At 39.3% G+C, this 23,444-nt stretch carries 23 protein-coding genes and 2 pseudogenes (1 of these 25 running past the window's edge); 15 read left to right on the top strand and 10 right to left on the bottom strand.

From position 1 onward, the window contains the following. Window positions 1-731 (bottom strand): annotated as a pseudogene (gene dgt / locus L652_RS01000000123975) (dGTPase) (it extends 720 nt beyond the left edge of the window). A 162-nt stretch (window positions 732-893) separates the two neighbouring features. Here dgt and L652_RS0116040 point away from each other — a divergent pair. Beyond that, a complete protein-coding gene (locus L652_RS0116040; RefSeq protein WP_024595855.1) occupies window positions 894-2,114 on the top strand; it encodes an ectonucleotide pyrophosphatase/phosphodiesterase in 1,221 nt (406 codons plus the stop codon). A 90-nt stretch (window positions 2,115-2,204) separates the two neighbouring features. On the opposite strand, the gene L652_RS0116035 is transcribed toward L652_RS0116040, so the two are convergent. Both L652_RS0116035 and L652_RS0116030 read right to left on the bottom strand, forming a co-directional pair. Further along, complete coding sequence (locus L652_RS0116035; RefSeq protein ID WP_024595854.1) at window positions 2,205-2,948, bottom strand: zinc-dependent metalloprotease family protein; 744 nt, start codon at window positions 2,946-2,948, stop codon at window positions 2,205-2,207. A gap of 120 nt (window positions 2,949-3,068) precedes the next feature. Then, window positions 3,069-3,773: a hypothetical protein gene (locus L652_RS0116030; protein ID WP_024595853.1), complete on the bottom strand. Its 705-nt coding sequence runs from the start codon at window positions 3,771-3,773 to the stop codon at window positions 3,069-3,071. A 378-nt stretch (window positions 3,774-4,151) separates the two neighbouring features. Here L652_RS0116030 and L652_RS0116025 point away from each other — a divergent pair, with 378 nt between their 5' ends. After that, window positions 4,152-5,309, top strand: a complete 1,158-nt coding sequence (locus L652_RS0116025) for a benzoate/H(+) symporter BenE family transporter (RefSeq protein ID WP_024595852.1) — start codon at window positions 4,152-4,154, stop codon at window positions 5,307-5,309. Between the two features lie 113 nt (window positions 5,310-5,422). Here the strand turns inward: L652_RS0116025 and L652_RS0116020 are convergent, their stop codons facing one another. From L652_RS0116020 to L652_RS01000000123970, 5 genes and pseudogenes are all read right to left on the bottom strand, one after another. Further along, entirely contained in the window at window positions 5,423-6,472 is a 1,050-nt protein-coding gene (locus tag L652_RS0116020) for a DUF2955 domain-containing protein (protein WP_024595851.1), read from the bottom strand. Between the two features lie 10 nt (window positions 6,473-6,482). Further along, window positions 6,483-7,547, bottom strand: a complete 1,065-nt coding sequence (locus tag L652_RS0116015) for an HlyD family secretion protein (RefSeq protein WP_024595850.1) — start codon at window positions 7,545-7,547, stop codon at window positions 6,483-6,485. Window positions 7,548-7,555: 8 nt separating this feature from the next. Beyond that, window positions 7,556-8,023: a MarR family transcriptional regulator gene (locus L652_RS0116010; RefSeq protein ID WP_024595849.1), complete on the bottom strand. Its 468-nt coding sequence runs from the start codon at window positions 8,021-8,023 to the stop codon at window positions 7,556-7,558. Between the two features lie 133 nt (window positions 8,024-8,156). Continuing rightward, window positions 8,157-9,041: a fused MFS/spermidine synthase gene (locus tag L652_RS0116005; RefSeq protein WP_024595848.1), complete on the bottom strand. Its 885-nt coding sequence runs from the start codon at window positions 9,039-9,041 to the stop codon at window positions 8,157-8,159. Then, window positions 9,034-9,653, bottom strand: a pseudogene (locus L652_RS01000000123970) (fused MFS/spermidine synthase). Before L652_RS01000000123970 ends, L652_RS0116005 begins: the two are co-directional and overlap by 8 nt. Window positions 9,654-9,821: 168 nt before the next feature. On the opposite strand from L652_RS01000000123970, the gene L652_RS0115995 reads away from it, so the two are divergent. From L652_RS0115995 to L652_RS1000000124615, 13 genes are all read left to right on the top strand, one after another. Beyond that, window positions 9,822-11,903 (top strand): TonB-dependent siderophore receptor, encoded by a 2,082-nt coding sequence (locus L652_RS0115995; RefSeq protein ID WP_024595846.1) that lies wholly within the window; start codon window positions 9,822-9,824, stop codon window positions 11,901-11,903. Window positions 11,904-12,055: 152 nt separating this feature from the next. Beyond that, window positions 12,056-12,709 (top strand): thermostable hemolysin, encoded by a 654-nt coding sequence (locus L652_RS0115990; protein ID WP_024595845.1) that lies wholly within the window; start codon window positions 12,056-12,058, stop codon window positions 12,707-12,709. Then, window positions 12,706-14,175 carry an AMP-binding protein gene (locus L652_RS0115985; RefSeq protein WP_024595844.1) on the top strand — a complete coding sequence of 490 codons (1,470 nt, stop codon included), beginning with the start codon at window positions 12,706-12,708 and terminating at the stop codon, window positions 14,173-14,175. The genes L652_RS0115990 and L652_RS0115985 overlap by 4 nt, the downstream gene beginning before the upstream one ends. Further along, window positions 14,168-14,857, top strand: a complete 690-nt coding sequence (locus tag L652_RS0115980; RefSeq protein WP_024595843.1) for a biliverdin-producing heme oxygenase — start codon at window positions 14,168-14,170, stop codon at window positions 14,855-14,857. The genes L652_RS0115985 and L652_RS0115980 overlap by 8 nt, the downstream gene beginning before the upstream one ends. Beyond that, window positions 14,854-15,624, top strand: a complete 771-nt coding sequence (locus L652_RS0115975; RefSeq protein ID WP_002959137.1) for an SDR family oxidoreductase — start codon at window positions 14,854-14,856, stop codon at window positions 15,622-15,624. The genes L652_RS0115980 and L652_RS0115975 overlap by 4 nt, the downstream gene beginning before the upstream one ends. A 21-nt stretch (window positions 15,625-15,645) precedes the next feature. After that, window positions 15,646-16,293, top strand: coding sequence for a hypothetical protein (locus tag L652_RS0115970; protein WP_024595842.1), 648 nt, complete (start codon window positions 15,646-15,648; stop codon window positions 16,291-16,293). Between the two features lie 7 nt (window positions 16,294-16,300). Then, entirely contained in the window at window positions 16,301-16,960 is a 660-nt protein-coding gene (locus L652_RS0115965; protein WP_024595841.1) for a response regulator transcription factor, read from the top strand. Window positions 16,961-16,986: 26 nt separating this feature from the next. Then, a complete protein-coding gene (locus L652_RS0115960; protein WP_024595840.1) occupies window positions 16,987-18,300 on the top strand; it encodes an ATP-binding protein in 1,314 nt (437 codons plus the stop codon). Beyond that, on the top strand, window positions 18,293-18,646 hold the full coding sequence (locus L652_RS0115955) for a cupredoxin domain-containing protein (protein WP_024595839.1): 354 nt from the start codon (window positions 18,293-18,295) through the stop codon (window positions 18,644-18,646). Before L652_RS0115960 ends, L652_RS0115955 begins: the two co-directional genes overlap by 8 nt. Further along, complete coding sequence (locus L652_RS0115950; protein WP_024595838.1) at window positions 18,633-19,373, top strand: hypothetical protein; 741 nt, start codon at window positions 18,633-18,635, stop codon at window positions 19,371-19,373. The genes L652_RS0115955 and L652_RS0115950 overlap by 14 nt, the downstream gene beginning before the upstream one ends. Next, window positions 19,370-20,086 (top strand): hypothetical protein, encoded by a 717-nt coding sequence (locus L652_RS0115945; RefSeq protein ID WP_024595837.1) that lies wholly within the window; start codon window positions 19,370-19,372, stop codon window positions 20,084-20,086. Before L652_RS0115950 ends, L652_RS0115945 begins: the two co-directional genes overlap by 4 nt. A 240-nt stretch (window positions 20,087-20,326) precedes the next feature. Then, complete coding sequence (locus L652_RS0115940; RefSeq protein WP_002959120.1) at window positions 20,327-20,536, top strand: cold-shock protein; 210 nt, start codon at window positions 20,327-20,329, stop codon at window positions 20,534-20,536. 84 nt (window positions 20,537-20,620) lie between these two features. Next, window positions 20,621-21,403: a transporter substrate-binding domain-containing protein gene (locus tag L652_RS1000000124615; protein ID WP_309294877.1), complete on the top strand. Its 783-nt coding sequence runs from the start codon at window positions 20,621-20,623 to the stop codon at window positions 21,401-21,403. Between the two features lie 2 nt (window positions 21,404-21,405). Here the strand turns inward: L652_RS1000000124615 and L652_RS0115930 are convergent, their stop codons facing one another. Both L652_RS0115930 and L652_RS0115925 read right to left on the bottom strand, forming a co-directional pair. Beyond that, entirely contained in the window at window positions 21,406-22,116 is a 711-nt protein-coding gene (locus L652_RS0115930) for a transporter substrate-binding domain-containing protein (protein WP_024595836.1), read from the bottom strand. A 293-nt stretch (window positions 22,117-22,409) separates the two neighbouring features. Further along, window positions 22,410-23,444, bottom strand: a 1,035-nt coding sequence (locus tag L652_RS0115925; protein WP_024603550.1) for a NupC/NupG family nucleoside CNT transporter, incomplete at its 5' end; no start/stop codon positions are given.

Genomic DNA, 23,444 nt, shown 5'->3' with positions numbered 1-23,444 from the left:
TCCATTATATAACTTGCTGGATGGCGGCAATATGGCTCAATAGTGAGCTCTTTTTGTAGCGCTTCAACAAAGTTTTTTTCGCTGTAGTAGTAACCCACTTTCTTCATTAAGTAGTTTTTATTTTGCGGTATGTCTTTTACATCAAGCCCAGCAGGGCGAGTGTATTTTAAAATACCAGCACTTTGGCTGTAAGTTAAATTAAGCGTTTGCAACGAATGAATTATACGTATGCCTTGAGCGTTGCCTTCAAAGTTACAAATATCAAGCGCAAGGTGTTTAAAAACAACACCTATACCGGTATTGGGCTCTTTGCAGCGCTCGGGTGTTACACTTGCTAGGTTGTTATTAAACCAGTGGTTTATTGCAGCTTCGCCAAAATGTCCAAACGGTGGGTTGCCTATATCGTGCATTAGGCAGGCCATTTCTACTAAGCTTTCCAGGGGGCGTTCTAGGTCGGTTAAGCCGTAATCTTTTTGTTGTTGGTAGCTTAAATTTGCAAAAATACGTTGCACTATAAAACGACCAACCTGTTGTACCTCAAGCGAGTGAGTTAAGCGCGAACGAACAGCTGCGTTGCGTTCAAGGGGAAACACTTGGGTTTTTTGCTGAAGCCTGCGAATAGCGGCACTGTTAATAATCCGGCCACGGTCGCTTTCTAGCGCCATTTGTAAGTTAGAGGTTGTGCGATACATTCGTGCTGGCGTTATTTTTTTACTAAAATCTATGGTCATCTTTATACTTATCCTTTTTACAATTGATGACTGGCATAGTTTTTAGCACATAGTCATTTGTCTTTAATATACAGGGTTTAATCTATCAGTTTGTATCATAAAGTAACAACTTGCTTTAAAATAATTTTTTGAGTAATTGTTGTGCATTTATAGGTGTTTATAATGAAACAGTGGATTTTAAAGGCAGTATCAATTTGCCTAATGTTAGGAATGAACAGCGCATTTGCTGCAAAAGAGCAAACTGTGGTGCTTGTATCAATTGATGGCCTGCGTTGGGATTATATTGAAAAACACGGTGCGCCAAATTTAAAAGCAATGGCCGAGCGCGGTGTTCGCGCACAAAAACTAATACCTGTTTATCCAACTAAAACGTTTCCTAACCATATTTCTATTATTACGGGCTTATTGCCGGTAAACCATGGCATTGTTGATAATAGCTTTTGTGATAAAGCGCGTAAAAACGACTGTTACAGCATGGGCAAAGCATTGGGCGATAGCACTTGGGTGAAGGGGATTCCGCTTTGGAATTTAGCAAAAATGCAGGGGCTTAAATCGGCTACTTATTTTTGGCCTGAGTCAGATGCATTATTTAACGGCATGACACCAGATTACTTTTATCACTATTCTAAATACAGCGATTACCAAAGCCGTGTTGATCAAATTATTCAATGGTTAAGTTTGCCAAAAGCACAGCGCCCACGTTTTATTGCGAGTTACTTTTCGCTAGTTGATAGCATGGGCCATGAGTTTGGACCAGACGCACCACAAACGCGAGATGCAGTTAAACAGCTTGATGAATTAATGGGGAAATTACAAACTCGCTTAAGTAAATTAGAGCAAGAGGTAAACTTAGTTATTGTCTCGGATCATGGTATGGCGAGTATAGATCCAGATAAAAGTATTGATGTAACCACACTGCCTCAAGATGAAAACTTTTTAGTTAAAAACACCGGTCCACGTTTACTCATATACACTCAACCCGATGCAATAAATGCGGATATAGCCGGCTATAAAGCTCGTTTACAAAAAGCAGCAAACGGTCGTTATACAGTATTAACTGACGAGCAGTTAGCAGCGTACCATTACAATAAAGGCACTCGCGTAGGCGATATTGTGGTGCAAACTACAGCGCCAGCGGTATTTACCAATGGTAAAAAACCAACCTATTTAGGGACTCACGGTTATGCATATACCGAGGATATGGCAGCATCATTTATTGCTGTAGGCCCTGCATTTAAACAAGGTATAAGCCTTAAAGAAGTGAGTAACCTTGATATCTACCCAGTACTTGCAAAAGTGATGGGGCTTAAATTGTTAAACAAAGTAGATGGCAATGGTAAAACATTAATGCCAGCAATTAAGCAAAAAGTGGTTGTGCATTAGCTTAATCTATAAGAGCGCGTAAGCGCTCTGCAGGGAAGAACATGTTAAAACTTTAAAGTGGGCTATTTAGCCCACTTTTTAATGCGCTACTTATTTAAAGTTAGCAATACTTGTTTTTGTAGCAGTAACCGTGCGAATTGCATACGCTTGGTTTGTAATACCAAAAGCAATACCATTTACGCTCCAGTTAGGGTTAGAGAAGTAATCGTACTGAGTTGCGCTACCGTAAACGTGCGGGTAAGCCATAATACTTGCAAACTCATTTTGTACGCCATGACCCATGCCATCTGCATATACACCGCCAGATGTGTCACCTTGTTTGCGTGAATGCGCTAAACCTTGGTTATGACCAAGTTCGTGTACAAATGTAGTTGCACCACAATCAATTGCAGTGATTGAGTACATACGGCTGCTCATTGAGCTATATAGATTGCCATTAGTGCCTTGGCCAACCCACGCTAAACCACATGAAATAAGCCCATTGCCAGCACTTTGGCCAGTACCTAATACGGCAATCATGTCGGCTTTCCAATCGCTGCGTAAACCATCTACGTAGCTGCTATTTGTAACCGAATCTAACCAATCCTCAGACGGCGTTACTGCGTAGTCACCTAAGTTTTGTTTGCCAGCTAAGCGTAGTGTTATATCAACGCCATTTTGGCTATATACCTGATTACTAAAAGCAATTAGTTGATTTATTTTAGTGTCAATATTACTAGTTGCGGCAGCTGATTGGTCGGTATATAAAATACCGATATCGATTGTTTCTGCTTGTGCAACACTTGCTGCACATAATGCCGCAGCCAGTGCGGTTGTTGTGATTACTTTTTTCATTATTGTATTTCCTTACTCTTGTTGTGGTTGGAACTGTTTTTAACTTGGTTGAGATCATAAAAAGCAGACACACTAAAGCTGCCTTATAGTGCGGCTTTAATTGCTTTTTATATTTTTTGGTTAGCCATCAATTTTTGGTGCAAATATATCGATGCTTTTATCTGATTTGGGTTTTGGTGCGGTTACTTCATGCTCTATGTGGCTTTTATATAAATCGCGTTTTGCTGCAATCCATCCGTACTTACCTTTACTTTCGAATACATAGTTGCCAGAAGGTGCAGTAAATTGGCCATATACTGCATCTTTACCTACCGTTAAAACGGTATTATGCATGCGACCGTCAACACCCACTATTTTACCAAATATGCTCTTATCGCCATTTTCAGACTCAACCACATTAGTCACTTCTGCGGTGAATGTTTCGGCTGTTTGCGGAATAGCTAAATCAAAGTTTTCGCCAGTTTCTAACGCCTGTAAAGAATTTAAATCAAACTCAATATAGGCCTCGTTATGTAAGTCAGTCGGTAAAACTTTTGCATTTATAAGCACTTGCTTTGCTTTGTCTGATAGGCGATTTACGGCATCAAATTCTTCAAACGGTAAGTTGTTGTCAGGGGCAGCAATGGGTTTAACGGTAATTGGATCTTTACTCATATCAATAGGTGCAGGGGGATGCGTATTGCGCGTTTTTTGTAAATCAATAGGAACAAAATCAATAGCAACAGGCGCGATAGGTTCGCCCGTTTCATCTGCATTAAAAAATAGCCCATAAACTGCAAATGCCGATAATGGTATAGCAATTAGTAAGACGACAGAACTCTTCATTTGTTTCTCTTTTAGTATTTTTGGTTAACTATTTGTTACGTTTTATATTATTAAATGGATTAGATCAAGATAATAAATGTAACCGAAAAGAATTATTTCTTAATTTTATAATTCCTTATAAAATATAAGGATATTTATTTTTGGTGTTTTTTTTGCTCTTTTTAGTATTGGTTTTTAGTAGTGTTTACGCGGGCTTTGGCGCAGTTACAGGTACTTGTTTGTTTAGTTAAATACAATGGTTAAAAGTGACTTTTTGACGTTAATTACAATGAAAAATAAAAAGTGAATTTATTTCACCTTTTGTAAACCAATCGCTAATTGCAATGTAATTATTGGGCACGTATGTTGTGTGCTGCATAAATGCATTACGAGGAATTTATGAAGGTGTCTGATCAGTTGCTTAACCGAATTACAGCAGGACTTGTGGCGGTAATTATTGGTTTTTCGAGTTCTATTGCATTGATTTATCAGGTAGTGATAACCCTTGGTGGTACGCCCGATTTAGTAGCTAGTTGGATTTTAATGCTCGGTTTAGTGATGGGCACAACGTCAATTGGTTTATCGTACTATTACAAAGTACCTGTTTTAATTGCGTGGTCTACCACGGGAGCTGCATTACTTATTTCAAGTGCCCAAGGGTATAACTTAAATGAGGCTATTGGCGCGTTTATGCTCAGTGCATTGTTCGTGTTTTTGTCGGGGGTTACGGGCTGGTTTGAAAAAATAATGAACCGTATTCCAAGTGAGCTTGCATGCGCCATGTTGGCCGGCGTGCTTGTTACCTTTGGTATCGATGTGTTTAATTTTATGAACGACATGCCTTTAGTAATTGGCTTAATGGTTGTTATGTACTTTATTGGCAAACGCTTTTTTGCCCGCTTTGCTATGTTAAGCGTGCTTATTATAGGTGTATTACTCGCTTGGCAAATGGGCCATATTGATACCAGCGCGCTGCACTGGAAAATGAGCGAATTTGCTTATATTGAACCCGCTTTCCACTTGCAAGCATGTATTAGTATAGGTTTACCACTTTATATAGTTACCATGACTTCGCAAAATTTACCGGGTATTGCGGTTTTGAAAGCACATAAATATAAAGCGCCTATATCTGCATCTCTTAATGTTACTGGCTTTGCAAATATGCTTAGCGCTCCTTTTGGAGCCTACTCTATTAATTTAGCCGCTATTACCGCAGCTATATGTATGAGTGATGAGGCGGATAAAAATCATGATAAACGTTATTGGGCGAGTATAGCGGCTGGCGTATTTTATATTTTAATGGCGCTGTGCGCAGCTACATTAGTTGGCTTGGTGGCAAGTTTACCGCAGGCACTTATTTTAGCTTTGGCGGGCATTGCGCTATTTGGCACCATTGCTAATAGTTTGCAGCAAGCCCTTAGTCGTACTGAATATACTGAGGCTGCAATAGTCACTTTTTTAGTAACTGCATCTAACTTAACATTGCTCTCAGTAGGGTCCGCTTTTTGGGGGATTATAGCCGGTGTGCTAACGCTTATTATCACCAGGAAAGACTAAAAACTGTGAATATGTAAAGCGAAATTATTGCTCATATAGATGATTAAAATAGTTTAACCAAGCTTATTAAAAAGGCTGCAATTGCAGCCTTTAGTTTTACAAACAGGGTTTACCTAATCATAAGTATGATGGCGAGTTACGCTAAACCGATTAAGTATGTGGTGCATAACATACACAACACATAAGCTTAAGATTATAGCCACAGATACCGAACTAAACCGGTACATTGCACTATAAACAAGATCTTGGCCTGGCCCGAGTGAATTTCCAAACAAAATACCAAATGTAGTTAACACACCAAAACCAATGCCAGGTATGCCTCCGCCTAAAATATGAAAGCGCGCAAAAACAAACGAAAGTATCCATAAAATAGCCATCGGAAAAAGTAAAAAATCAGAGTGACTATACAAAAATAGTTGCGATAGTAACGCTGCATTACAGCCTATAAGCGTTCCAATTGCTCGCTGCCAACCGGCCATACCTGCGGCTTTCCAGCACAACGAAAATAAAATAAGCACAGAAGCTGCCTGCGCAGATATTGAGTCTTGTAAATCAAGAACCTGAAAAACAACAAAAGAGAGCGTAGCCACGGTTGAGCATAACAATACCTCATGGCGAATACTTTCTTTTGCTTTAGCTGGCATTACTCGCCCGGGCCTTGCGGTTACATCAGGAAATAGGCCATGCATTAATGCTCCAATAATAACGGTTAAAAATATAGCCAAACCATTAGTTAAAATTAATGGATAAATACTGCTTCCTTGATCAACATAGCTGGAAAAATGCAGCTGAATAGAAAGACTGATCACGCCTAAAGCGCCAAATAAAAAGGCACTACCGCTACTCATTTTATGAAATAAAAAGCAGAAAACACCAAACACTAACAATGTCATAACGACTGGTAAGTGAGAAAATAATCCCTGCATTATCAGCACTATAAGTGCGCTAAATGCAGCAGATGCTATAAATTGATTTATAAGCCCACGACTTAACGTAGGTACCATGCCCAATATCAACATAGGATAAACGGTAAAAAATATACCATTGGGCCAGTTCATTAATTCACTAATAGTAAAGCCAAGGGTACAGCCACCTGCAATGCGCAGTGCTTGGCGAAGGCCGTTGGAGTCTAATTGTGGGCCTTGGCTAACAATTTGAGTCATAAAGCCTCCATTAATAAATGTAGTGTAACCAGCTAATAAACCTGATTTGTGCAGAGCCAAACCATTGCCCAATTGTTGATTCTGGTAATAATTGTACTGTTGCACGTGAGCCACTAGGCATGTTTGCTATTAAGTCTTGATGATTAATGAGCTTTAAGTGAATGCGTTGACGCTGTGCATCACGCACCCAACGATTACTGGTTTCTGTTGTACTTAGTAAACCATTAGCACTAAGTTGACCACTGCTAACGCCTGCTTCAAATGTTTCAAGTATTGCGTCGTAAACTTCACCTGGACGGCTATCAAATACTACGCGCGCTTGGGTGCCTTGCTTCATATTTGAGAGTGACTTTTCTCTAAAGTCGGCAACTAAATCTGCCTTTTTAGCAACAATAGCTAATAATGGGCTGCCTGCAACTGCGTATGCGCCGTCTAATAATTGTAAGTTAGCAACTACGCCGTCACTTAATGCGCGCACTTTTGTGTAGGATAAATTTAGCTCAGCTTGCGCTAACTGGTTAGCAGCGTGGCGCATGGCTAAGTTTTTGTTCCCTGAGTCACCTCTAGCTAAAACCGCTTCAGCTAACTGCGCTTCAAGGGCTGCAACATTTGCTTTACTCGCTTCAAAATTAGCACGAATGCTTTCAAGTTCTTGCTCCGATATAGACTTTTGCTTATAAAGCTTTTCGCCTCTGCTTTTTAATAGTTTTTGCTCATGCTGTTTAGCGTTTGCAGCACTTATTTGTGCCTCAAGCGCTTTAACATTGGTATCAAGGCGTTTATTTTGTAATTTGGCATCATCAAGGGCGAGTTGAGCTTGTTCTTTAGCTAAATTATATGGGCCTTCATCGATACTAAATAATATATCGCCTGCTTTAACTGATTGGTTATTACTAACTTGCACACTAGTGACTCGGCCACTAATTTGCGGTGATATTTGCACAACAGGGTGATAAACACGTGCTTGTGGTGTCACAGGCAAAACCATATCGGCCACTAAATAGTAAATAAATACTAAGATAAACCCTATGAGAGAAAACCTTACATAGCGTGCAAACTTTTGATCCGGTGTCATTTTTAGCCTTACTTATTAACTTGAATACATTTAAGGGCGTTTTGCTCTATTTTGATCAAACCAAATGCAATCGCATCTAGTTGCTCAACAGATAAACCGCTGTATAACTGATTTTTTATATCGGAAATAGTCTCTTGCAATGAATGTAAAATGGCATCACTTTGTTCAGTAAAATAGAGTCTTTTACTGCGCTTATCATGTTTGTCTACACGGCGAACAATTAACGATTGCTCCTCTAATTGCTTAAGCGTACGAGTCAATGAAGGCATTTCTATCCCTAAGCTATTAGCAAGCTCAAGTTGTGTTAGTCCCTCACCACGCATACTAATATGCATTAGTGCAGTCCAGCGCGATTGAGTAAGCCCTAAAGGCTCAACAGCAATGGTTACCGCTTCGCGACATAAGCGATGAACTCGGCCCATATTACCGATAACTGTTAAATCGAGCGTTTCGTGAAAAGGTTTGTGTGTAGGCATAGCCATCCCAACATAGTTAGCAAGCTAACTATTTTATCACTACTTAGCTTGCTAAGTAAATATATGTAGGAGAGGGAAGTGGCAAAATATTTGCTAAACCTCACCTTTAAAAATGGTGAGGTTTAGGGAGGTTTTAAAAGTTAAGTAAATTAGCGGGGGAGTATTGATCGGTAAGTACTTTTGTATCGGCAGGCCAATCTTGGCCGTCTTTTGTAAAGTGCATAAATTGGCTAATCGCTTTTATGTCTATACCGTATTTTACTAATTTAGGGGCGAGAGCATTTACACGCGTGTTAATTTGCGCTTCGCTCGGTATTGATTTAAGTCCCGCTAAAATAATACGGTTACTACGATTTTCGCGGCTTACATTTATAAAGTCGCCAAATACAGCGTGGTAAGTTGCCGACTCATGCTCATAAAGTTTACTACTTGAAAACGTATTTGCGGCAATAACACCGCCTTCGGCTAATACGCTTTGTACTTCTTCAAAAAACTCTTTAGTAAGCAAATGCTCCGGAATATAGTCGCCGTTAAATGCATCCAAAATAATCCAATCGTACTTTTGTTTTTTAATTGCGGCACGTTTTATAAAAATACGGCCATCTTGCACGCTTGATGTCACTAAATCGTTTTCTATAAAGTTAAAGTAATCGCGTGCAACTTTAGTTACTGCGGGATCTATTTCAACATTATGAATTTTTGCAGTGGGGTATAGCTCATGAATAACGTTAGAAAGCGTACCGCCTCCTAATCCTATAATAAGTACATTTTTAGGGTTGTCGGCTACTAAAAGGCTCGCAAAAGTAAGTTTAGTGTAATTAAAAACAAGTTTGTCGGGATTGTTTTTATACATACAGCTTTGGCTTGTTTGGCTACTTTTAGTATTAAATTTAAGGCAACGTAAGTCGCTCGTTTCTTCAACAATAATATTGCGATAAAGCGAGCGCTCTTCGTGGATAACTTTACTGCACGCAAAACCCGAAAATGCAATTAACGGCAGTAGTAGATATTTAAGCATGAGCAAGCTCCTTATTATTAGCCAAGGTATTAATTACAATCGCGACTAAACCCAGTGACCCAAGCGTTAGAGCAAAGGCGCTAATAATAGTATTTACGTCAAACGCGAGTACAAAGTAAAACGAGGTAATTATAGTACCCAGTGCACTACCAAGCGTACTTACAAAGTATAAACGCCCAGCCACTTGGCCGCTTTTATCGCTATCGGTTACCAGTAAGCGCACAGAGTAGGGCGAGATCATGCCTAAAATAACTGTAGGTATAAAAAATAAAGCAGTTGACGCTAAGAGCGAGCCGNGCTATCTTCAATATGGGTGAATATAAATTCCATTATTGGCTGCGAAAATAATGTAATAGGCACCACCATAATGCTGGCTATTAAAAATATTAAACCATATCTGGTAAGTGATGCATTTTTAGTGCTGAGTTTACCGCCAAGTAAATACCCAAAAGATAAACTAAGCATAAATACTGTAATTATACTGCCCCAAATATGTACGCTACTACCAAAAAAAGGGGCGAGAATTCTCCCTCCTAAAAGTTCAATCCCCATAATGCAAAAACCGCTGCAAAAAGCTAAAAAGTAAATTAACGCGTTTGTTTTTATGCTCATGTAATTATCGTTATGTAACTTAAGTAGAACACTATACTAACGTGATGACACGGCAGTCGCTAGTGCATTAATTAATCGCTCAGTGATTTTTTAAAAAGAAGTTTTGTTATAAAGTAACATATGCTACAATTTTGTTATACTATAACACTTGCTTAGTTAATCAATCACATGAAGTACTCTTTAATTTATTTAGCCTGCCTAGGAATTAGTGCGCCCAGTATTGCGCAAGATCAAAAAGAAGAAATCGAAAAAATATCTGTCACTTATAAACAAGCTTATCGCGGTGATATTCCTCAAAAGCAAATGCCACAATCTATAGTTAGTATTAATAGTGCTGAGCTTAATAAAAAAGGAATTACTCAACTACAAGATGCGCTTGATTTTTCAGCTAGTATTTCACGTAAAAACAATAGCGGTGCATTGTGGGATAGCTTTTCTATTCGTGGCCTTTCGGGTAACGAAAATATGCCATCGGGCTATTTAGTTAATGGCTTTAGCGGTGGGCGTGGTTTTAGCGGCCCGCGTGATGTATCTAACATTGATTACATTGAAGTACTAAAAGGCCCAGGTTCAGCACTTTATGGGCGATCAGAGCCAGGCGGGACTGTAAATATTGTAACTAAAAAGCCACAGTTTGATTCACAAGGTGAGCTAAAACTAAGCTTAGGCAGCGACAGTTTTAATCGCGTTGAAGGCGATTACACCAGCGGCATTAACGATACCACCGCGTTTAGAATAAATGGCGCATGGCAAGATAGTGACAGCTACCGCGATGAGGTATACACCAATAAAAAGGTGATTACGCCGTCTATATATCATCAAATAAACGCATCGACCAGTGTAACTTATGAGTTTGAATACGTAGATTTAGCTCAGCTATTCGACCGTGGTATTGTTGTACTCGATAACGATTTTGACACCCTACCAAGCTCGCGCTATTTAGGTAACCCAAACGATGGAGACACGCAGGTTTACTCTCGAGGCCACCAAATTACGTTAAATCACGATATTAACGAGGAATGGTCACTCGTTGTAGGTGCAAATTATCGAGACTCTAGCTTAACGGGTTTTTCGTCAGATGCAGAACTTGCACCGTCACGCCAATCGTTATTTGACGATGGCCGCACACTTACCCGCCAGCAGCGCTATCGCGACTACGAAGTAGAAGATTTAAGTGTAAAGTTTGAAGTTAGTGGAAGTTTAGATACAGCCGGCATTTCGCATCATTTATTAATAGGTATTGATGCATATAAATACGATTTGCGCACGGCGCTTTCTCGTTATCGTGGCGGTAATGGCACTTATACTATTGATATTTTTGAGCCTGATTATTCTGGTGAACGTCCTGCTGTTTCGCTACTTTATGAAAATGATGAAGAGCAAAACGCTTACGGTATTTACATTCAAGATCAAATGGATATCACTGATAAGTTTAAACTTTTACTTGGCCTTAGATTTGATAGCGTAGACCAAGATATTTTAGAAACAAACAGCGGCGTGTTTTCGACCAGCTCTGAAAGCCAAATAAGCCCACGCGTTGGCGTAGTGTATGAACTAAATAATACTATAACCTTTTACAGCAGTTACTCTGAAGGCTTTTTACCACTGAGCGGTACTGATGCAAACGGCGACCCGTTTGGCTTTGAGTACAGCGACTCGTTTGAAGTTGGTGCTAAGTTTGAATACCTAGGTGTAAACGGTACTGTGGCACTTTTTGATGCTTCTAAAAGTAATATGTTAGTGGCAGATCCAGTAAACGTTGGTTTTTCGGCTCCCATTGGTAAAGCTGATAGCAAAGGGTTTGAGCTTGATTTAAATACCTATATTACCGATGCAACAGCATTTAACTTATCGTACGCCTATATAGATGCCACCACAGCAAACGACATTATTAATGCCGATTGGGGCGTGCCAATAGAAAAAGGCAGCCCACTGGTAAATGTACCAAAAAACAATCTAAACCTTACACTTAGCCATCAAACAGCATTAATGGGTAAAGAGCTTGAATTTGGTGCAAGTTACCAATATACCAGCAGCCGCCTAGGTGATGCCGCAGATTTGAGCTTTAGACTACCAAGTTACCAATTGGTCGGCCTGTTTGGTCAATTAAATTTAACAGATAAAACAGAGCTAAATGTGAGTATTAATAACATTTTTAATGAAGACTACGCTCAAAGTAGTTACAACGCTTTGTGGGTTTATCCGGGGGCGCCTACGCAATTTAAAATGTCGATAGCTTATAATTTTTAATAGCTTAGCTTATTAAGCTTTTAAACAGTTTTCATCCTGAAGCGTCTTAATTTAATAATTAAGGCGCTTTTTTATTTAAATTAAGGTTTCTTAAGTTTTCTTTAAGTTTCGCTCGCTAAGTTACAAACATACACTTTATATGAGCGATGTTTATGCAATTAGCACACCTACCTTCATCACCCGTTTATATTCAAAATAACTCACGCTTTGTTAGTGCTCGCGTTAATGATGAGCATAGAAGTGCGTTAGAAAACACAGTTAAAGAAGGGTTTTTAGTCGCTTACAACGCCACGCTTACCTCTTTTATGCCATTACTTTGCCAATACACGACAAACGAAGGGCAATGCACATTGGGTTTAAGGCAAGCAACAGCTCCTCTATTTATAGAGCAATACTTAGCACAGCCCATTGAGCATTTTTTACCTGAGAACACTCAGCGTAATAAAGTATTTGAGCTTGGCAATCTATGCTCTACACATCGCAAAGCAACGCTTGGGCATTTTATTGTTGTTAATGAAGCCCTGCAAAGTGTAGGTGCTAAACATTTAGTATTTTGCGCCACTAAAAAAGTGCGTGCACTGCTGCGCTTATTAGGCGTTAACTGCACTGAAATTGCTGTGGCAAACAGTTTTGTTGTTGAGCATCCGCTAAGTTGGGGAAGTTACTACGCTAATCAGCCTACCGTATGCGTTGTGAGTTTAGAGCAAGCTCACCAACAAGTATTAAATACCCCAATGCTTTATAGTTTAATGGAGCAAAACCACTCAAATATCAATTCGTTGGTAAACGCATTGGTGAATGTATGAACTACTATAATGCACATTCAGTATCGCCATTAATTATTGCCCACAATAAAGATCAAACACGTGAAATTAACGGTGATGAGTTTAACCAGCAAATACAAAAAGTAGTAAAAATACTACAAAGCTTTAACGGCAAATGTGTCGCTTATAAGCTCGATAATACGCCAGCTTGGCTTGTTATTGATGCCGCTACTGCGGTTTCTAATAAAGTGGCTGTGCCAATTGCTCACTTTTTTAGTGAACAACAAACTCAATATGTACTAGCGCAATGCGGCGCTAATGTATTTATGAGCGACACGCTAAACCCTTTATTTGGGGAGCCGACCGCATCAATTACTTTATTTGAGTGTTACACATTATATATTTACGAAATCGTTGTAGCTAAACCCGTCAGTTATTTCCCAGAAACTCAAAAAGTAACATTTACATCAGGATCAACCGGGCAACCAAAGGGCGTGTGTTTATCTGCAAAGAGTCAAATGCAGGTAGCGCAATCTCTGTGCGATAAAATTAACATTAAAAAGCCTGTTCATTTGTGTTTATTACCACTTGCTGTATTGCTTGAAAATATAGCCGGTGTGTATGCCCCTTTAAAAAGTGGCGGTACAGTGCATTTAATGCCGTTAAATGAATTAGGCTTTGTTGGTACTGCATTAAAACAGCCCGCACAGCTTATAGCTGCTATTGATAAAGTTAAGCCAAATACGCTTATTTTAGTGCCTGAACTATTAGCATGCTTAGTTACTTTTGCAGAAGATGGGTGGCAACCGCCTAGTTCGTTACAGTTTATTGCCGTAGGTGGTGCGCTTGTCAGCGAAATGCTATTAACCAAAGCGCGTAGCTTAAATTTACCAGTATACCAAGGTTATGGACTTTCTGAGGCGGCATCTGTCGTTAGTTTAAATACGTCCACAAACGATAACCTTCACAGTGCAGGCTCTGTGTTACCTCATATTCAAACCAAAATTGAAAATGACCAGCTTTTTATAAAAGGCGATTTGTTTTTAGGTTACTTAAACCATCAACCTCACAATAAAAACCAGTGGTATGCAACCGGCGACTTGGTCGAGCAGCATCAAAATACTTTATTTATTAAAGGCCGATTAAAAAACCTAATTATTACCAGCATGGGTCGTAACATCAGTGCCGAGTGGCCTGAATCACTATTACTCAGTCAAAGCGGTATTTTACAAGCCGTTGTGTTTGGTGAGGGGCGACCTTTTCTCAGTGCCATTATTTACGCCGATACAAAGCTAAGTAACCCAGTGTTAGCGCAGTACATTAGCGAGATTAATAAACAACTACCCGACTATGCTCGAATTCAAAAGTGGCATCGTTTAGCTGCCCCATTAAGTGTGCAACAAGGATTATTAACCACAAATAATCGCCCAAAACGAGATGCCATAAGTAAGCAGTACCATGCTGTGTTTGAGCAATTTTACCGACTTGGAGAAGTAATTAATGAGTGATTTTTTTAACACCCTTAAAGAGCAAACTAAACAAGAGCAAAACTATCTGCTTGCAGCGCCTATTATTCAGCGTGTTTTTAAAGGCGAAGCATCACTTGAAGAATACGCCTCGTTTTTAGCGCAAGCGTATCACCATGTTAAGCACACCGTGCCATTAATGATGTCGGTTGGTGCGCGATTAACCGACGATCAAGAATGGCTGCGCGAAGCCGTCGCAGAATATATTGAAGAAGAGATTGGTCATCAAGAGTGGGTACTTAATGACATTGCAGCATGTGGTTTTGACAAAGAAACAGTACGGTGTAGTCAGCCGCAATTTGCTACCGAAATGATGGTGTCGTATGCGTACGACTCCATTGCACGTAAAAATCCGTTGAGCTTTTTTGGCATGGTGCATGTGCTTGAAGGCACTTCTATAGCGCTTGCTGATGGCGCGGCTTCAAACATTGCAAATGCTGTGGGCTTACCTAAAAAAGCATTTAGTTATTTAACCTCTCACGGCGCGCTTGATATAGAGCATGTAAAGTTTTTTGAAAACCTAATGAATCAAATAACAGACGAGACGGATCAACAAGCCATAATTCATGGTGCAAAGCGCTTTTATCGTTTATACGGCGATATATTTCGTGGACTCGATGACGAACCATTTTTTAAAGCAAGTGTACAAGGCAAATTGGTATGAGTAGTTCTTTGTGTGTGCTCACTGGTGCAACAGGCGGAATAGGGCAAGCGATTGCTAAAGCCCTATATGCAAAAGGGTGGAAGTTACTGCTTGTAGGGCGAAATACCCAAGCCCTTGAAAAACTGAGCCGTGCATGCCCAGACAGTGAAATATTTACGGGCGATTTAACCGACGATACAACACGTATTAACCTAGCAATAAAAGCCAAGCAACTCGGCGGCGTTAAATTACTTATTAATAACGCAGGTATAAATACAATGCAAAGCCTTGAGCACACAAGTAATGAGCAAATAGATAATATGCTCATTACTAATTTGTCGGTGCCTATTAAATTATGCCAGCTATTTTTAGGGCAGTTAGCGTATACCAAAGGCACTATTGTTAACGTGGGATCATCGTTTGGCAGTATTGGCTACCCGTTTCAAACGCTTTATTGCGCCAGTAAATTCGGTTTACGTGGCTTTACAGAAGCGCTCTCTCGTGAGCTTAACGGCTCAGGCATTAAAGTGACCTATTTAGCACCAAGAGCAACAGATACATCTATTAATAGCAGTAAAGCGCGGGCAATGAATAAAGAGCTCGGCAATAAAATGGACTCGCCAGAATTAGTTGCTCAAGAGTTATTAGCTCTTATAAGTTCAAACCAAACAAGGCGCTTTATTGGTTTCCCTGAAAAATTATTTGCACGCATAAATGGCGTATTCCCAAGCGTTGTTGATAACGCTATTGCAAAGCAACTTCCTAAAATTAAACGTTTTTTAAGTTAACAAACACACAAGGGCAAAATTATGTATAAATTTACACTCACATTTTATTTAATACTAACCTCTGTATTTGCAACTGCAGTACACGCAGATGAAGCGCAAGACTTAACCGATATTCAACAAAAGTGGGCAATTGCTAATTACGAACTTGAAGGCGATGCGCAAATAGACGCGTTTACGCAACTAAGTGAGCAAAGCGCATTATTTGTTAAAAACTACCCTAGCTCGGCGCAAACACATATTTGGAATGGCATTGTGTTAGCCAGCTTTGCTGGCGCAAAAGGAGGCTTGGGCGCACTTGGTTTAGCAAAAGAAGCAAAAGCGTCACTCGAAAATGCACTCTCGATTGATGGCACTGCATTAAATGGCTCAGCTTACGCAAGCCTTGCAACGCTTTATAGCAAAGTACCTGGCTGGCCAATTGGTTTTGGTGATGACGACAAAGCTGAAAAATTATTTAAACAAGCGCTCGCTTTTAATCTCGAAGGCATTGATACTAATTACTTATACGGTGAATACTTGTATGACGAAGGCGATTATAAACAAGCTAAAGCACGACTACTCGTAGCACAAGCTGCTCGGATTCGTGATACTCGGGCAAAAGCAGATAAATATCGTCAACAAGCAATAAGTCAGCTATTGGCAAAAGTAGATAAAAAATTAAAAAGATAAACAGATAATGCATTTATTACTCGTTGAGGACGATCATTTAGTGGCGCAAGGGCTTATTCGCTCTTTGCGCCAAGAGGGCTACAGCGTAGAGCACAGTGGCACAGTAAAGCACGCCTTAGAGTGCCTTTCTAGTGGTGAGATTGAGCTTGTTATTCTCGATTTAGGATTGCCTGATGGCGACGGCTCGCAAGTTTTAAAGCATATTAAAGCGCAAAAAAAAGTTATTCCTGTGGTTATTTTAACTGCTCGCGGCAGTATTGACGACAAAGTCCAAGGGCTCGATATGGGGGCAGATGATTACCTTGCAAAGCCGTTTGACCCTGCTGAGTTATTTGCTCGATTACGTGTAGCAAGCCGGCGCATTAACCAAACTCAGTCAAGCTTATTGCGCTGTGGTGATGTAGTAATGGATACCTCTGCTCATACAGTTAAACTAAGTGGGCAGTCACTTACGCTACCGCGAAGAGAATACATGCTTTTAAAAGCGCTGATGGAAAATCAGGGAAGGGTACAATCAAAACAACAACTCGAAAACAAACTTTACCAATGGGGTGAAGAAGTTGGCTCTAATGCCATAGAGGTGCATATTCATCATCTTCGTAAAAAATTCCCTAGTGATTTTATTAAAACCTTACGTGGCATTGGCTACGTGGTTGGTAAGCGTTAGAGTGTATTTGTTTTTCGAGGTTGAAAATGTCTATTCGTAAACGTCTGACCTTAATTTTACTTTCAATGATGGTGCTAACTTGCTTTTTAGCATTAGTAAAAGGCTATCAAAAAAGTATGCACCACGGCGAAAGTTTGCTTGATGATGAACTTAAAATAGTAGCTGGCGTTTTAATTGAGCAACCATTGGCACTAAGCACAGATGCAGTACAAGTAAGTAATAATAGCGCTCAGTTGTTGTATCAAATTTGGCAAAATAATAATTTACTTAGTGGCTCATCGAGTTTAACGAATAACCAAATTAGTTTTAGCGAGGGCTTTCAAACGGCCAATGTAGCAGGGCAGCGTATGCGGGTATTTGTGATGAGTAAAAACACCCGTAAAATCATCGTTGCTGAACCTATGGCAAAGCGTTTTGAATTAGCTGAAGCCGTTATTTTATCTGCAATGTTACCTATGCTATGGGCAGTCCCTCTGCTTGCTATTTTTATTAGCTTTTTTGTTAAATACGCATTAGCCCCTCTTACTCGATTATCTAAGCAGTTGGCGTCTCGCCAAGCTAACGACTTTACGCCAATTAACTGGCAAGTAACTGACGAAGAAATTAAACCTGTTATTAATCGTTTAAACGACTTATTTAAACGCGTAGAAACAGCCTACTTACGGGAGCGCTTTTTTGCCTCAGATGCAGCTCACGAATTACGTACTCCACTTAGTAGTTTAAAAATTAATGTACATAATTTGGCTAATAAACAAAGTAATCTGCAAGACCATCAAGAATTACAAGCTATGTCGCAGGGCATTAATCGTTTAAGTAATATTGTTGAACAAATGCTAATTTTAGGGCGCACCCAGCCTGAACAATGGCAGAGGCAGTTTAGCGAACAATCATTGCTAACGATTACTCAGCAAGTCGTATCGGAGCAATACGACAAAATAGATGAAAAAAACCAAACCATTAGTCTTGAAGGCGATGATTTTGTAATTAATGGTGATGAGTTTACATTAACCACGCTTATCGCTAATTTACTTAGCAATGCCATAAAATACACACCCAATAATGGTCAAATTATAATTAAATTAGTATCAAGTAATAACGGCTTTAGTTGGCAAATTGATGATTCTGGTGCGGGTATGACTGATGAGCAAAAAGAGCGAATATTCAATCGTTTTTATCGCGTAGGTGGCGATCAGCATCCATCAGGCGAGCAAGGTGCTGGTTTAGGTATGGCGATTGTTCAACATATAATTGCTATTTATGGCGCAACTATTCATTTAGCGAATAGCCCTTTAGGTGGGCTAACCGTTAAGGTTACTTTTACAGGAGTAAAAAGTGACTAAACGTTTATTTAATCAGTGCCTTTGTTGTTTGCTATTTTTGTCGTTTAACGCGGCGAGTAAAGAGTACCTTATTGTTTTGAAAGATCACTTGTTCTATCCCTCACAAATTACCATTCCCGCGAATAAAAAAGTAAAGCTATTGATAGAAAACCAAGATAGCACACCAGAAGAGTTTGATAGCTTTGATCTAAACAGAGAAAAAGTACTCTACCCAAACCGTAAAAGCATTATTTATATAGGACCGCTTAGTAAAGGGTATTACGAATTTTTTGGTGAGTTTTCGCCCAATACAGCAAGGGGCGTTGTAATAGTTAGTGATGAGGAGGCGCAGCATGCTAATAACTAGTTTAGTCATGAGCCTTAATCAATTGCTACCTGTGGCTATTTTATTAGTGCTACTACAAGTGGTTAAAAAACAAAGCGCTTTAAAAATAGGATCTGCTTTATTAATTGGCGCGCTCATGTCGTTTTTGTACATGCAAAGTGCGTCGTGGGTGAGCCAGTGGTTTGAACACCAAGGGCTAGAGTACTCACAAATAGGGCTATGTATTACTATATTTATAGCCGTATTAGTATTTGCAATAAAACAAAAATCAGCGGCTTTTTATATTGCTGTTATAAGCACAATAACATTGTATTTAAGCCACTATATTATTTACCTCACCAGTTTTTGGCAAAGTAATGATGCAGGGCAAAGCTTATTTATTGGCACTTTATTAGGTGTTGGAATTTGTTTAAGTTTTAGCGTATTGCTGTACTTTTTAATGAATGCAATTAAGCACCGCTTTGGTATGTATCCGCTTTTTACTTTGCTTGCTTTTAACAGCGCGGCTAAGTTATTAGTTGCACTGGATTTGGCAAGCCAAATAGACTTAATTACCAACACCGCAACCGTGTGGGATTTACGCGATGTATTAAGCGAAAACTCTGAGCTCGGGCGCGTACTGCGTGCTCTTGTTGGTTACGAGGCTACCCCTGATCTAATGAGTGTACTTATATATAGTACTAGTAGCGTGATATTTTTATCACTTTGTTATGTTATTTCGGCTTCAATATCTAAGGAACGTGTATGAAAGCACTCAACCTATATTTAGCGCTTAGCTTTACCGTTTTTTGTTTGTTGGTACTTTCAATCCCAGCAAAGGCCGATGGAATTGTTGTTGATAAGGTATATCACCCCTATGTTTTACCTTTTGAGCGAGAGTTTGAATGGCGGTTAGTGTCGCACCAAACAGATAGTGGCAACATACTAGCGCAGCGTTTGGGTGGTGGCGGTGCTATTAACGATACAATGGCACTAGAAGGTTATTTAGTTGGTGAGCGAGATGACAACGGCGACTTTGGTTTAGAAGCTTATGAGCTTGAACTACGCTGGCAATTAATTGAGCAAGGTAAATTATGGGCTGATTGGGGGGCATTATTTGAGCTTGAAAAAAAACATAATAAAGATGTGTATGAAGCAACTTCGGGTTTTGTGATCGAAAAAGAGTTTGGCAAAACAAGCTTAACTATGAATGCTTTTTTGGTTTACGAGTGGGGGCAGGATATACAAAATGAATGGGAAAGCGAGTTTAGAGCGCAATATCGCTATCGATATCGTTCTGCTTTTCAGCCATCTATTGAGGTGTACGTAGGAGAAGACTTTGTTGGCATAGGGCCTGGGTTTATAGGTTTGCAGCGTTTTGATGGACAAAAGCAGTTAAAATGGGAAGCGGGTTTTATCACTGAGATAAGCCAATCAGAAAAAAATCATAGTTTTAGGCTCGCATTAGAATTTGAATTTTAATAACCAAGGAAAGCGGTTTTGGTTGTTTATCACTCTGATTATAGATAGGTACTTGACATATTTTAAAAAATCTATATAGTGGGCTGCAGCTAGAAAGAAAGCATGTAAGCTATAAATCTCCATTTCGATGTTGTATAAGTAATACTTGTAGTACCGTCCTGAAGTTTTTAAAGTACCATCTCATTTTTTGCTACACCCGCTCTTATGAGCATATTTTTTATTTTATATCAGGATATTACAATGTCTAACATCGTATCAGGTACAGTTAAGTGGTTCAACGAGTCTAAAGGTTTTGGTTTCATCGAGCAAGAAAATGGCCCAGACGTTTTCGCACATTTCTCAGCAATCAAAAGCGAAGGTTTCAAAACTTTAGCTGAAGGCCAACGTGTAGAGTTTACTCTTTCACAAGGTCAAAAAGGTCCACAAGCTGATAACATCACAGCTGTATAATTTTACTTTTTAAGTAAAATGAAAAAAAAAGCGCTTAAGGCGCTTTTTTTGTGTCTGAAATTTGACTCAACCTAAGCTGCACCTATTATTAATGTAAGTTCATCAGTAGGTATCGTTATCATTAAATCCTTCCTTATACTTGTTTTTATATTTATCAGTCATTACGCACAGGCTGAAGATTTCAAGCTCACGGTCTACACTGAGCACTTTTCGCCATACAATTTTGAAAACAAAGCGCGTCAACTTGTTGGCATAAATCTCGATATTGTAAAAGATGTATGCATTGCGTCAGACATTACCTGTGAATTTAAAATACTTCCTTGGAAACGTGCTTACAGCCTAGTCCAAAAAGAAAAGCATTCAGGTATTATCTCTATCGCTAAAACATCTCAAAGAACGCCTATTTTTAATTGGGTAGGGCCTTTGGCATCCAGTGAAACATTTTTTTATAAACTTAAAAAAAATACTCAGTTAAAAATGAATAGCTTAAATGAAGCAAAGCAGTTTTCACTTGCTATCGTAAGAGGGGATATTTACGAATCCATAATTAAAAAAGTAGGGTTTGAAGCAGGTAAAAACCTTTTGTCCATAGGTGATGAAAAGCAATATATGCACTTGTTTTTAAATAGTAAAATAGATTTGATTTTAGGCTCTGAATACACCATTGGTTATCAACTTTCGCCTTTTGGGTATAGTGAAGACGATGTCGTTAGGCTGCAGGAATTACCATTACCTGAGATAGCAGGTAACTACATCGCGTTTAATAAATCAGTACCCAATTACATTGTAGAGCGTTTTAATAGGGAGTTTGAAAAGCTTAAAAAGAAGGATAACTTTTCGGCTTATAAAAAACGTTATAAGCGCTAATGTTAGTACCTGTAAGGTAGCCCTTTCTTTTGCTTTATTTTGAAAAATGCAGCTTGCAGTGATTCTATTAAATGCATATCTGTTTTTTTATTCGCAGCTAAATAAGCATCAATTGTTAGCTCATCTATTTTATAAATAAACTTTAAGTGTGCTGGTTTGAGCTTTAGATAATCACTCATCTGCTGCATATATAAAGGATCGTCTACAATTAAATCTACTTTTTTAGCGAGTAGTAAAGAGTATGACTTTTGAATATCAGAGGTTAAAACAACTTCAAACCCCAGTTTTGCGAGGGTTTGTGTTGAAAAATCATTGCGCTGCATAGCAATTTTGTACACTTTAGCTTGTTCAGTAGTGTTTATAATAAGATCATCTCGCTCTGATAGGCCAATAAAGCCTAGTTCAAAACGTTCGACAGGTCCTATCCAATAAAATTTGTCTTCTCGCTCTACAGTGCGTGCAAGGCTGTATATAAAGGTATTTTTAAGCTCATCTGCAATTTTATAAGCACGTGCCCAAGGGTACATTTGAATGTTAGGTGTTAGATCAGCCTCAGCAAATATATCTCTAATAAATTGAGTACCTTCACCTGCTACCTCACCATCAATCAACACCTGGTTTGGCGGTGCTAACTCTGTAACAACAAGGATGGGTTCCTTTGCTTGAACATACACAGAACAAATTAAAAAAAGAGAATAAAGAATATATTTCACAATAGCGGATCGTTAGTCGGTTAGCTTAAGTAATAGTAAGTGTGGCTGAAAATACGAAAAACACAAAAAATATTTATGTGAATTTGTTACTAAGATATTGGTTTATTTGAGTTATATAACCATAAATAAGGTTAAATAGCTTGAAGGTGGGGGAGTGTATAAATGTGGAAGGCCTAAAACGATAAAAGGGCCTTGCGGCCCTTGGTGAAGTATCGTTCAAGTCAGATAGAGCTTTAACCCCTTAAAGCGCTATCCTCTTGTTTTGCAACACCGGTGTTCATCTCAATAAGTTTCTAAGCTAGCGAGAGGAAAAACCCAGCAATTGCTGCGCTCATAAGGTTAGCCATAGATCCTGCTAACACTGCTCTGAGCCCTAAGCGTGCGATATCCTTCCGCCGACTAGGCGCCATACCGCCTAACCCACCTAGTAAAATGGCTATCGATGATAAGTTAGCAAAGCCACATAGAGCAAAAGTAACAATTGCTTGTGTGTGCGCGCTTAACGTATCGCGATAATTTATAAAGTCTAAGTAAGCAACAAACTCGTTCACTACTATCTTTTGACCAATAAAGCTGCCGGCTATAATTGCTTCATCCCATGGCACACCTAGTAACCATGCAACAGGAGCAAATACATAACCTAATATTTCTTGAAGCGTTAATGTTGGGTAATCAAACCACCCACCAATACCACCTAATAAACCGTTTAGTAGTGCAATTAGCGCTACAAAAGCAAGTAACATTGCACCTACATTAAGTGCTAAATGCATACCGTTTGCTGCACCTGATGCAGCTGCATCAATTACATTTACAGGCTTATCTTCGTCATCTAAATCTAAATCAGCTAAGTTATCTTTAGGCGTTTCAGTTTCTGGCACAATCATCTTGGCCATTAAAAAACCACCTGGAGCAGCCATAAAGCTCGCTGCTATTAAATACTTAAGATCTACGCCAATAATAACGTAACCGGCCATTACAGAGCCTGCCACAGTGGCTAAGCCACCTACCATCACTGCAAACAATTCCGATTTAGTCATTGTTGCTATAAATGGCTTAACTATTAGCGGTGCTTCAGTTTGGCCAACAAAAATATTTGCTGTCGCTGAAAGCGATTCTGTGCGAGAGGTTTTCAATAATTTTTGTAAACCGCCGCCTAAAATCCTAATTATCCAATCCATGATGCCAAGGTGATACAACACAGCAACAAGTGCTGAGAAAAACACGATAACGGGCAAAACTTGAATCGCAAAAATAAAACCTAATGTGTCTTGTGAGGCAAGTGGGCCAAACAAAAACCCAATACCGTCGTTTGCATAACCAATAACCGA

Origin of the sequence: Pseudoalteromonas sp. TB25, from assembly GCF_000497995.1 — a bacterium.
Taxonomy (GTDB): domain Bacteria; phylum Pseudomonadota; class Gammaproteobacteria; order Enterobacterales; family Alteromonadaceae; genus Pseudoalteromonas; species Pseudoalteromonas distincta.
Note: the sequence above shows the minus strand (reverse complement) of the source record. Positions and strands in the feature narration are given on the sequence as shown.

Excerpts from the sequence above, each read along its gene's own strand:
- L652_RS0116035 (WP_024595854.1), bottom strand. The coding sequence starts at position 2,948 with ATGAAAAAAGTAATCACAACAACCGCACTGGCTGCGGCATTATGTGCA.
- L652_RS0116040 (WP_024595855.1), top strand. The coding sequence starts at position 894 with ATGAAACAGTGGATTTTAAAGGCAGTATCAATTTGCCTAATGTTAGGA.
- L652_RS0115960 (WP_024595840.1), top strand. The coding sequence starts at position 16,987 with ATGTCTATTCGTAAACGTCTGACCTTAATTTTACTTTCAATGATGGTG.
- L652_RS0116005 (WP_024595848.1), bottom strand. The coding sequence starts at position 9,041 with ATGCTTAAATATCTACTACTGCCGTTAATTGCATTTTCGGGTTTTGCG.
- L652_RS0116030 (WP_024595853.1), bottom strand. The coding sequence starts at position 3,773 with ATGAAGAGTTCTGTCGTCTTACTAATTGCTATACCATTATCGGCATTT.
- L652_RS0115980 (WP_024595843.1), top strand. The coding sequence starts at position 14,168 with ATGAGTGATTTTTTTAACACCCTTAAAGAGCAAACTAAACAAGAGCAA.
- L652_RS0115985 (WP_024595844.1), top strand. The coding sequence starts at position 12,706 with ATGAACTACTATAATGCACATTCAGTATCGCCATTAATTATTGCCCAC.
- L652_RS0115945 (WP_024595837.1), top strand. The coding sequence starts at position 19,370 with ATGAAAGCACTCAACCTATATTTAGCGCTTAGCTTTACCGTTTTTTGT.
- L652_RS0116010 (WP_024595849.1), bottom strand. The coding sequence starts at position 8,023 with ATGCCTACACACAAACCTTTTCACGAAACGCTCGATTTAACAGTTATC.
- L652_RS0115970 (WP_024595842.1), top strand. The coding sequence starts at position 15,646 with ATGTATAAATTTACACTCACATTTTATTTAATACTAACCTCTGTATTT.
- L652_RS0115965 (WP_024595841.1), top strand. The coding sequence starts at position 16,301 with ATGCATTTATTACTCGTTGAGGACGATCATTTAGTGGCGCAAGGGCTT.
- L652_RS0115990 (WP_024595845.1), top strand. The coding sequence starts at position 12,056 with ATGCAATTAGCACACCTACCTTCATCACCCGTTTATATTCAAAATAAC.
- L652_RS0116020 (WP_024595851.1), bottom strand. The coding sequence starts at position 6,472 with ATGACTCAAATTGTTAGCCAAGGCCCACAATTAGACTCCAACGGCCTT.
- L652_RS0116025 (WP_024595852.1), top strand. The coding sequence starts at position 4,152 with ATGAAGGTGTCTGATCAGTTGCTTAACCGAATTACAGCAGGACTTGTG.
- L652_RS0115940 (WP_002959120.1), top strand. The coding sequence starts at position 20,327 with ATGTCTAACATCGTATCAGGTACAGTTAAGTGGTTCAACGAGTCTAAA.
- L652_RS0115975 (WP_002959137.1), top strand. The coding sequence starts at position 14,854 with ATGAGTAGTTCTTTGTGTGTGCTCACTGGTGCAACAGGCGGAATAGGG.
- L652_RS0115995 (WP_024595846.1), top strand. The coding sequence starts at position 9,822 with ATGAAGTACTCTTTAATTTATTTAGCCTGCCTAGGAATTAGTGCGCCC.
- L652_RS0116015 (WP_024595850.1), bottom strand. The coding sequence starts at position 7,547 with ATGACACCGGATCAAAAGTTTGCACGCTATGTAAGGTTTTCTCTCATA.
- L652_RS0115950 (WP_024595838.1), top strand. The coding sequence starts at position 18,633 with ATGCTAATAACTAGTTTAGTCATGAGCCTTAATCAATTGCTACCTGTG.